Origin of the sequence: Empedobacter brevis NBRC 14943 = ATCC 43319 (assembly GCF_000382425.1) — a bacterium.
GTDB classification, from domain to species: Bacteria; Bacteroidota; Bacteroidia; order Flavobacteriales; family Weeksellaceae; genus Empedobacter; species Empedobacter brevis.
This window is the reverse complement of record NZ_KB908307.1, coordinates 59,289-66,249: the sequence shown is the minus strand read 5'-3', so window position 1 is coordinate 66,249 and position 6,961 is coordinate 59,289. Positions and strand designations below refer to the sequence as shown.

Here is a 6,961-nt window from a genome sequence, read left to right as displayed (position 1 = left end):
AATCTTATTTGGATTAGGTTAGTATACCGGTTGTGTGAATAAATAAAACAATAATGTCAAAGAAATAATAGGAACTAAAACCTATATAAAAATATTAGGGTGACTATAGCTGCAGGGCTCACCTCTTCCCATTCCGAACAGAGAAGTTAAGCCTGCCTGCGCCGATGGTACTGTTACTTACGGGAGAGTAGGTCGTCGCCAGTTTTTTAATCAAAAGCCTCAAGTGAATTACTTGAGGCTTTTTTTATGGGGTAAAATAAAAAATAAAGGTTTTAGATAAGGAATCCTGAAAGCTAGTTTATTTTTTTCAACGCTCTTGACCCTAACAATTAGCTTACTCACTCCGCATAGCCTGAACGATAGGAATGAGGGGGTATGCTCTTAAATCAATAAAATATTGGTTATATTTAGGTTCTAAAATAAAAAATTATGAAGCCATTTAACGTACGGGTGTATGCGTTATTAGAACATAAAGGAAAGCTATTGGTAATTCATGAGCCATTTCAAGGGAAATTGATTTATAAATTCCCGGGTGGAGGATTAGAGTTTGGGGAAGGAACCAGAGATTGTTTAAAACGTGAATTTAAAGAAGAGTTGTATCTAGATGTGGTAATAGGGCCACATTTCTATACACAAGATTTTTTTGTACGGAATGCTTTCGATCCTACAGAACAAGTTTTATTGATTTATTATAAAGTAACGATTACTGATAAAGCTTTAGCTAAATTGAAGGTTTTAGATGCTGATATCAACGAATTATTGTGGATAAAGCCAACTGATTTAAATGCAGAGAAGTTTACATTAGATGCTGATAAAGTTGTCATCGAATTGTATAAAAAAGAAAACTTCGAATCTTAAGATTCGAAGTTTATTATTTTTTGATCATCAAAATACTGAATGACGGCGTATTTCATTAGTAAGGTTTGCTCATTTGTTTTGAGTGGTGGTAATTCTTCCAACAACTCAAAATGAGGCCAACCATCAGGGTCTTGTCCATCGAAACGATAAAAACCAAAAGGTTCTAATACCCGGCAAACAGCAATATGCAACAAATTTAGTTTATCATCTTTTTTGAATCGCTTTTTTCCTTGTCCTAACTCTTGGACACCAATTAAAAAAAGAATCGTATCTAAATCCGGTGTTTCACCATCTGTGAAATTTAGTTTAAAGAATTCTTCGATTTTCTTCCACTTGCTGGTGTTTGATGATGTTTCTTCTGTAAATTTTGAAATATCCATTTAGAATTTACGCCCTTTGTGACGCATATGTGGGTTTTGTAATTGCGAGTTACTAACGTTGAAACGTTTCATTTGATCATTCATCATTTTGATTTGATCAGTAAACATTCCTTTCGAATCGTTTTTCTTCGCTTCTTTAATATAACCTTCAGCTTCTTTCTTTTTACCTTTTGCCATTGCAGCACCTGCTAAAGACAGGTTTGCCATTGCTCTGTCATGGTCGAAAGATAAACCATAGTTTAAGGCTTCTTTCATGTATTTTTCCGAAACAGCAACATTGTCTTGCGCTTCAGTAATTCCCATCATGTAATGGTAATACCCCATTTGTTTAGGTATTAATTGAGATGACGGATTTTTGATCTTTTGCAGCCATTTTTTTGCTTTTACCATATCCTCTTTACGTAAAAACCAGAATGCTAACAAAATGTTCTCATTTCTGAAATAAAATAAAATTGGGAATACAGTTACTAATAACGAAACAAATCCCCAACCGTATTCGCGAATGGTAAACAAAAAGATTGCTAGAGCGATTAATACAGCGGCGATTACTAATTTAATGTATTTGTTCATCGATTATAAATATGATTTGATATTATCTACAATTTCAGTCATTTTCTCAGCAGATAATTGAAGTTTTGGATTTGAGAAATTGATATCTTGCATTGAATTTAGAGGAACCAGATGCACATGTACATGTGGTACCTCTAAACCAACAACTGCTACGCCAACACGTAGACAAGGTATTGCTTTTTCTATAGCTTGTGCAATTTCATAAGAAAAGTCCATTAGACCTAAATAGGTTTCTTTGTCTAAATCGAAAATTTTATCAACTTCCATTTTAGGAATTACCAATACATGTCCTTCTACTAAAGGGAAAGCGTCTAAAATAGCGATATAATGATCGTTTTCGACAATTTTGTATGATGGTATTTCTCCGTTTATAATTTTAGTGAAAATGCTTGCCATAATTTTTGAAAATTTGAAATATTAGTCCAAAGATATTTCTAAAATTTCAAAATTTAAAGTCATTCCGTTAGGTAATGTGATTTCTGCAACTTCACCAAGAGATTTACCTAATAAACCTTTTGCAATTGGGGTATTCACAGAAATGCGCATTTTAGCTAAATCAGCTTCAGATTCCGGTACCAAAGTGTACACTAATTCTTGTCCGTTAGCAGTATTTTTTATTTTAACTTTTGATAATATAGATACTTTAGAATGATCCAATTTAGATTCGTCGATTACACGTGCATACGCAACCACTTCTTTTAGTTTAGCGATTTGCATTTCTAACATTCCTTGAGCTTCTTTTGCAGCATCGTATTCTGCATTTTCAGATAAATCTCCTTTATCACGTGCATCAGCAATTTGTTGCGAAATTTTTGGACGCTCAAAAGTTTCTAACTGATGAAGCTCTTCACGCAACTTTTCTAATCCTTCTTTCGTTACATATTGTATATTTGCCATAACAACAATGTTTAATTAAATATTTATTAATAGTCATATAAAAAATAATCCTACACATATTAACACATATGCGCAGGACTATTTTATTTTTCTATTACAAATATAGTAAAAAATATATACCAAATTAAAAATGAAAGAGTTTATTAAAATCATTCTAAATAAGCTGGTCTTGTTTATGGCGTTTATACTGATTTTTCAATCGTGTAATTCAGACGATGGAACAGTCAACTGTGTTCCTACGACAACAGTTAATGTCATCATAAATACAAATTTACCTTTGTACTCAGCACTTAATAATCCTGGAGGTTGGATTTATGTCTCTGGAGCAACGGCAGGGACAAGAGGTATTATTGTGGTACGTACTGCATCAGGATATAAAGCTTATGATCGTAATGCACCGCATATTTGCCCAGCTGAAAAAACGACATTGTATGTAAAAGATGATATTAAGATGGTTTGTGATGCAGATGGATCAGAATGGATGTTATTAACAGGACAGCCAACAAAGGTGGCCAATCGGGCTCCAAGAACATACCAGGTATATGTAAACTCGAATGGTACAATTTCAATTGTGAATTAAGAATTGATATGGTTTCAAAAAACTTAAACTTTTTATTTTTATATTGAAACTATATTTATTAATTATGCATGCATAAATTATTTAGATGAGTTTTGCCTTAAATTATTTTTAAAAAAAAATAATTTCGTTGTAAAGCTTATACAAATCCATTATTTTTGGTAAATTAAAATTTATTATCAAATAAAACATAATACAATGAGCATTATTTCGCATATTCATGCAAGACAGATTTTAGATTCTCGCGGTAACCCAACAATAGAGGTAGACGTCATTACAGAATCAGGTATTTTAGGACGTGCAGCTGTTCCTTCGGGAGCATCTACAGGTGAATATGAAGCAGTAGAATTACGTGACGGCGGAGACTTATATTTGGGTAAAGGAGTATTAAAAGCTATTGAGAATGTAAATGAAGTTATTGCTCCGGAATTAATAGGTTTTTCGGTTTTTGAACAAAATTTAATTGATCAAATAATGATTGACTTAGATGGAACTGAAAACAAAGCGAAATTAGGAGCAAATGCAATCTTAGGAGTTTCTTTAGCCTTGGCTAAAGCAGCTGCAGAAGAATTAGGTTTACCGTTATTCAGATATATTGGAGGTGTTAATGCCAACACATTGCCTGTTCCGATGATGAACATTGTAAATGGAGGTTCTCATTCAGATGCGCCAATTGCTTTCCAAGAATTTATGATTATGCCGGTTCAGGCAGAATCTTTTTCAGATGCATTGCGCAAAGGAACAGAAGTTTTCCATGCATTAAAGAAAATTTTACACGATAGAGGTTTATCTACAGCAGTAGGTGACGAAGGTGGTTTTGCTCCAACTTTTGAAGGAACAGAAGATGCTTTAGAAACTGTATTATCAGCAATTGAAAAAGCGGGTTATAAAGCAGGTGAAGAAATTATGATTGCATTAGATTGTGCTTCATCAGAATTCTATCACGACGGAAAATATGATTATACTAAATTCGAAGGAGAAAAAGGAGCTATTCGTTCTTCTGCCGAGCAAGCAGCTTATTTAGCAGAATTGTCTGAGAAATATCCAATTATATCTATCGAAGATGGGATGGACGAAAATGATTGGGAAGGTTGGAAAATCTTAACAGATAAAATTGGAGATCGTGTACAATTAGTAGGAGACGATTTATTGGTTACAAACGTTAAGAAGCTAGATCAGGCAATTGAAACCGAAACAGCGAATTCGATCTTAATTAAGTTTAACCAGATCGGAACACTAACAGAAACAATCAAAGCAGTACAAATGGCTCAAAATGCTCGTTATACAGCTGTTATGTCTCACCGTTCCGGAGAAACTGAAGATGCTACAATTGCAGATTTAGCGGTTGCATTGAATACAGGACAAATCAAGACAGGTTCTGCATCTCGTTCAGATCGTATGGCAAAATACAATCAATTATTACGTATTGAAGAAATTCTTGGAGAAACAGCTATTTTTCCAGGTCTTAAAGCTTTTAAAATTAAGCGATAAAACTGTTTAAGACTGATATTTGTCAGTCTTGAATTAATAAAAAAAGTGTAAATTACGCAATAAATAATATAAACTATAAAATGTCAGATAAGGTAATATTAAATTACAATGGAAATGAGTTGGAACTTCCGGTTGCAACGGGATCAATGGACGAAAAATCTATTGACATTTCCAAGTTAAGAAGTGCTACAGGATTAATCACAATGGATCCAGGGTATAAAAATACAGGGGCATGTGAATCTAAAATTACATTTTTAGATGGAGAAGAAGGAAAATTGATGTACCGTGGATATCCTATTGAACAATTAGCAGAAAAATCTTCTTTCGTAGAAGTAATGTATTTGTTGATCAAAGGAGAATTACCTACACAAGCTGAATTAGATAAATTTATAACAGATATTAACGAGTACAACTATGTATCAGAAGATTTAATCAAAATCTTAGATGCATTTCCAAGTTCTGCTCACCCAATGGGAGTATTAACTTCTTTGACAGCAGCTTTATCAGCTTTTAATCCAAAAGTTGTAGATGTTAATTCTCCGGAAGATATGTACCGTGCAGCGGTTACGTTATTAGGAAAATTTCCTGTATTAGCCTCTTGGACACAAAGAAAAATAAAAGGTCTACCAGTAAACTACTCTAACGATAAATTATCTTACGTTGAAAACTTTTATCAATTATTATTCAAAAAACCAGGTCAAGATTTAGAACTAGATCCTGTAATTATTGATGCAATTGATAAATTATTAATCTTACATGCAGATCACGAACAAAACTGTTCGACATCTAGTGTTCGTTTAGTAGGTTCTTCTCACGCAGGCTTATTTGCTTCTATTTCAGGTGGTATCTCAGCTTTATGGGGACCATTACACGGAGGAGCTAACCAAGCGGTATTAGAAATGTTAGAAGCGATCAAAAATGATGGTGGAGATGTTGAGAAATATTTAGCAAAAGCAAAAGATAAAAACGATCCTTTCCGTTTAATGGGATTCGGACACCGTGTTTATAAAAACTTTGATCCACGTGCAAAAATCATCAAAGTTGCTGCTGATAATGTTTTGGATAAATTAGGTATCAATGATCCTATTTTAGACATTGCAAAAAAATTAGAAAAAGCGGCTTTAGAAGACGAGTATTTCAAATCAAGAAACTTATATCCAAATGTAGATTTCTACTCAGGAATCATTTACAAAGCGTTAGATATTCCTACAGAAATGTTTACTGTTATGTTTGCTGTTGGTCGTTTACCAGGATGGATTGCTCAATGGATGGAAATGCGCGAAACAAATCAACCAATTGGTCGTCCTCGTCAATTATATACAGGAGCGCCATTACGCGATTATGTTGAAATTGAAAAAAGATAAGATTTAATTTATTTTAGTATACAATCCGAAAATCAATCAATGATTTTCGGATTTTTTTTAACAATTAATTTCTAAAGATTGTTTGTTTAAAAGAGGTTAAAGCTTTATTTTTAAGTAAATTAAATTTTGTGAATATGAAATTTGAGAAGATACATAATAAGGGACAAGCGCAACTATTTGAAAACAACTATTTAGAAATGTTGACCAAAGGTCACCCCGCAGTTATTTGGGGAATGTATATCCCGTTATTGTCCTACTGTATGTATTATGGAATTACGCGGTATGATTTATCTGCCTTAGCAGTAATTTCTATTTTTATTGGAGCAGTGTTATTCTGGACATTGTTTGAATATTTTGCTCATCGTTATCTTTTTCATTGGACTGCTGAACAGGAAAGTCTTAAACGAATTGTTTATATTTTTCACGGAAATCATCACCATTATCCACGTGATAAACAACGTTTATTTATGCCACCTGTGCCAAGTATTTTATTGGCTTCTGTTATATTTTTTGTTCAATATTTACTTTTAGGGAAATATACTTTTGCTTTTTTTCCCGGTTTTATGATTGGTTATTTGCTGTATGCTTCTATGCATTATTTAATTCATGCTGTAGCACCTCCTTTTAAATTCATGAAGCCGCTTTGGCGTAATCATCATTTGCATCATTATAAAAATGAAGACTTAGGATTTGGTGTTTCGAATACATTCTGGGATAGAATCTTTGGAACAATGTTCGATCTTAAAAATGAAAAAGAAGATAAAGAAAAGGTAAAAGACTTGATGTTTGAGAAAGGAAAGTAATTGATGACAGATAGTTTTTAT

Annotated in this window: 9 protein-coding genes and 1 rRNA gene; 6 read left to right on the top strand and 4 right to left on the bottom strand. The window is 33.1% G+C overall.

Annotation, left to right across the window (positions count from 1 at the left end; genetic code table 11):
* The first annotated feature begins 95 nt into the window (after positions 1-95).
* Both rrf and H277_RS0117830 read left to right on the top strand, forming a co-directional pair.
* Positions 96-204 (top strand): 5S ribosomal RNA (rrf, locus tag H277_RS0117835).
* 225 nt (positions 205-429) lie between these two features.
* Positions 430-858, top strand: coding sequence for an NUDIX hydrolase (locus tag H277_RS0117830; RefSeq protein WP_019976991.1), 429 nt, complete (start codon positions 430-432; stop codon positions 856-858).
* Here the strand turns inward: H277_RS0117830 and H277_RS0117825 are convergent.
* The 4 genes from H277_RS0117825 to greA are packed head-to-tail and all read right to left on the bottom strand — an operon-like array spanning position 855 to position 2,705.
* Complete coding sequence (locus H277_RS0117825; protein WP_019976990.1) at positions 855-1,238, bottom strand: hypothetical protein; 384 nt, start codon at positions 1,236-1,238, stop codon at positions 855-857. The two genes, H277_RS0117830 and H277_RS0117825, sit on opposite strands and share 4 nt — an antisense overlap.
* Positions 1,239-1,808: a tetratricopeptide repeat protein gene (locus H277_RS0117820; RefSeq protein ID WP_019976989.1), complete on the bottom strand. Its 570-nt coding sequence runs from the start codon at positions 1,806-1,808 to the stop codon at positions 1,239-1,241.
* A 3-nt stretch (positions 1,809-1,811) separates the two neighbouring features.
* Positions 1,812-2,204, bottom strand: coding sequence for an HIT family protein (locus H277_RS0117815; protein WP_019976988.1), 393 nt, complete (start codon positions 2,202-2,204; stop codon positions 1,812-1,814).
* A gap of 21 nt (positions 2,205-2,225) precedes the next feature.
* Complete coding sequence (greA, locus tag H277_RS0117810) at positions 2,226-2,705, bottom strand: transcription elongation factor GreA (RefSeq protein WP_019976987.1); 480 nt, start codon at positions 2,703-2,705, stop codon at positions 2,226-2,228.
* Between the two features lie 130 nt (positions 2,706-2,835).
* Between greA and H277_RS0117805 the strand changes: the two genes are divergently transcribed.
* From H277_RS0117805 to H277_RS0117790, 4 genes are all read left to right on the top strand, one after another.
* A complete protein-coding gene (locus tag H277_RS0117805; RefSeq protein WP_026357717.1) occupies positions 2,836-3,285 on the top strand; it encodes a hypothetical protein in 450 nt (149 codons plus the stop codon).
* Between the two features lie 195 nt (positions 3,286-3,480).
* A complete protein-coding gene (eno, locus tag H277_RS0117800) occupies positions 3,481-4,773 on the top strand; it encodes a phosphopyruvate hydratase (RefSeq protein WP_019976985.1) in 1,293 nt (430 codons plus the stop codon).
* A gap of 80 nt (positions 4,774-4,853) precedes the next feature.
* Positions 4,854-6,137 (top strand): citrate synthase, encoded by a 1,284-nt coding sequence (locus H277_RS0117795; RefSeq protein ID WP_019976984.1) that lies wholly within the window; start codon positions 4,854-4,856, stop codon positions 6,135-6,137.
* Positions 6,138-6,271: 134 nt separating this feature from the next.
* Positions 6,272-6,940 carry a sterol desaturase family protein gene (locus tag H277_RS0117790; RefSeq protein WP_019976983.1) on the top strand — a complete coding sequence of 223 codons (669 nt, stop codon included), beginning with the start codon at positions 6,272-6,274 and terminating at the stop codon, positions 6,938-6,940.
* The last annotated feature ends 21 nt before the right edge of the window (positions 6,941-6,961 follow it).

What these genes read in the sequence shown, in the direction of transcription:
- H277_RS0117830 (WP_019976991.1), top strand. Translation starts at nt 430, where the DNA reads ATGAAGCCATTTAACGTACGGGTGTATGCGTTATTAGAACATAAAGGA.
- H277_RS0117790 (WP_019976983.1), top strand. Translation starts at nt 6,272, where the DNA reads ATGAAATTTGAGAAGATACATAATAAGGGACAAGCGCAACTATTTGAA.
- H277_RS0117805 (WP_026357717.1), top strand. Translation starts at nt 2,836, where the DNA reads ATGAAAGAGTTTATTAAAATCATTCTAAATAAGCTGGTCTTGTTTATG.
- H277_RS0117825 (WP_019976990.1), bottom strand. Translation starts at nt 1,238, where the DNA reads ATGGATATTTCAAAATTTACAGAAGAAACATCATCAAACACCAGCAAG.
- greA (WP_019976987.1), bottom strand. Translation starts at nt 2,705, where the DNA reads ATGGCAAATATACAATATGTAACGAAAGAAGGATTAGAAAAGTTGCGT.
- H277_RS0117795 (WP_019976984.1), top strand. Translation starts at nt 4,854, where the DNA reads ATGTCAGATAAGGTAATATTAAATTACAATGGAAATGAGTTGGAACTT.
- eno (WP_019976985.1), top strand. Translation starts at nt 3,481, where the DNA reads ATGAGCATTATTTCGCATATTCATGCAAGACAGATTTTAGATTCTCGC.
- H277_RS0117820 (WP_019976989.1), bottom strand. Translation starts at nt 1,808, where the DNA reads ATGAACAAATACATTAAATTAGTAATCGCCGCTGTATTAATCGCTCTA.
- H277_RS0117815 (WP_019976988.1), bottom strand. Translation starts at nt 2,204, where the DNA reads ATGGCAAGCATTTTCACTAAAATTATAAACGGAGAAATACCATCATAC.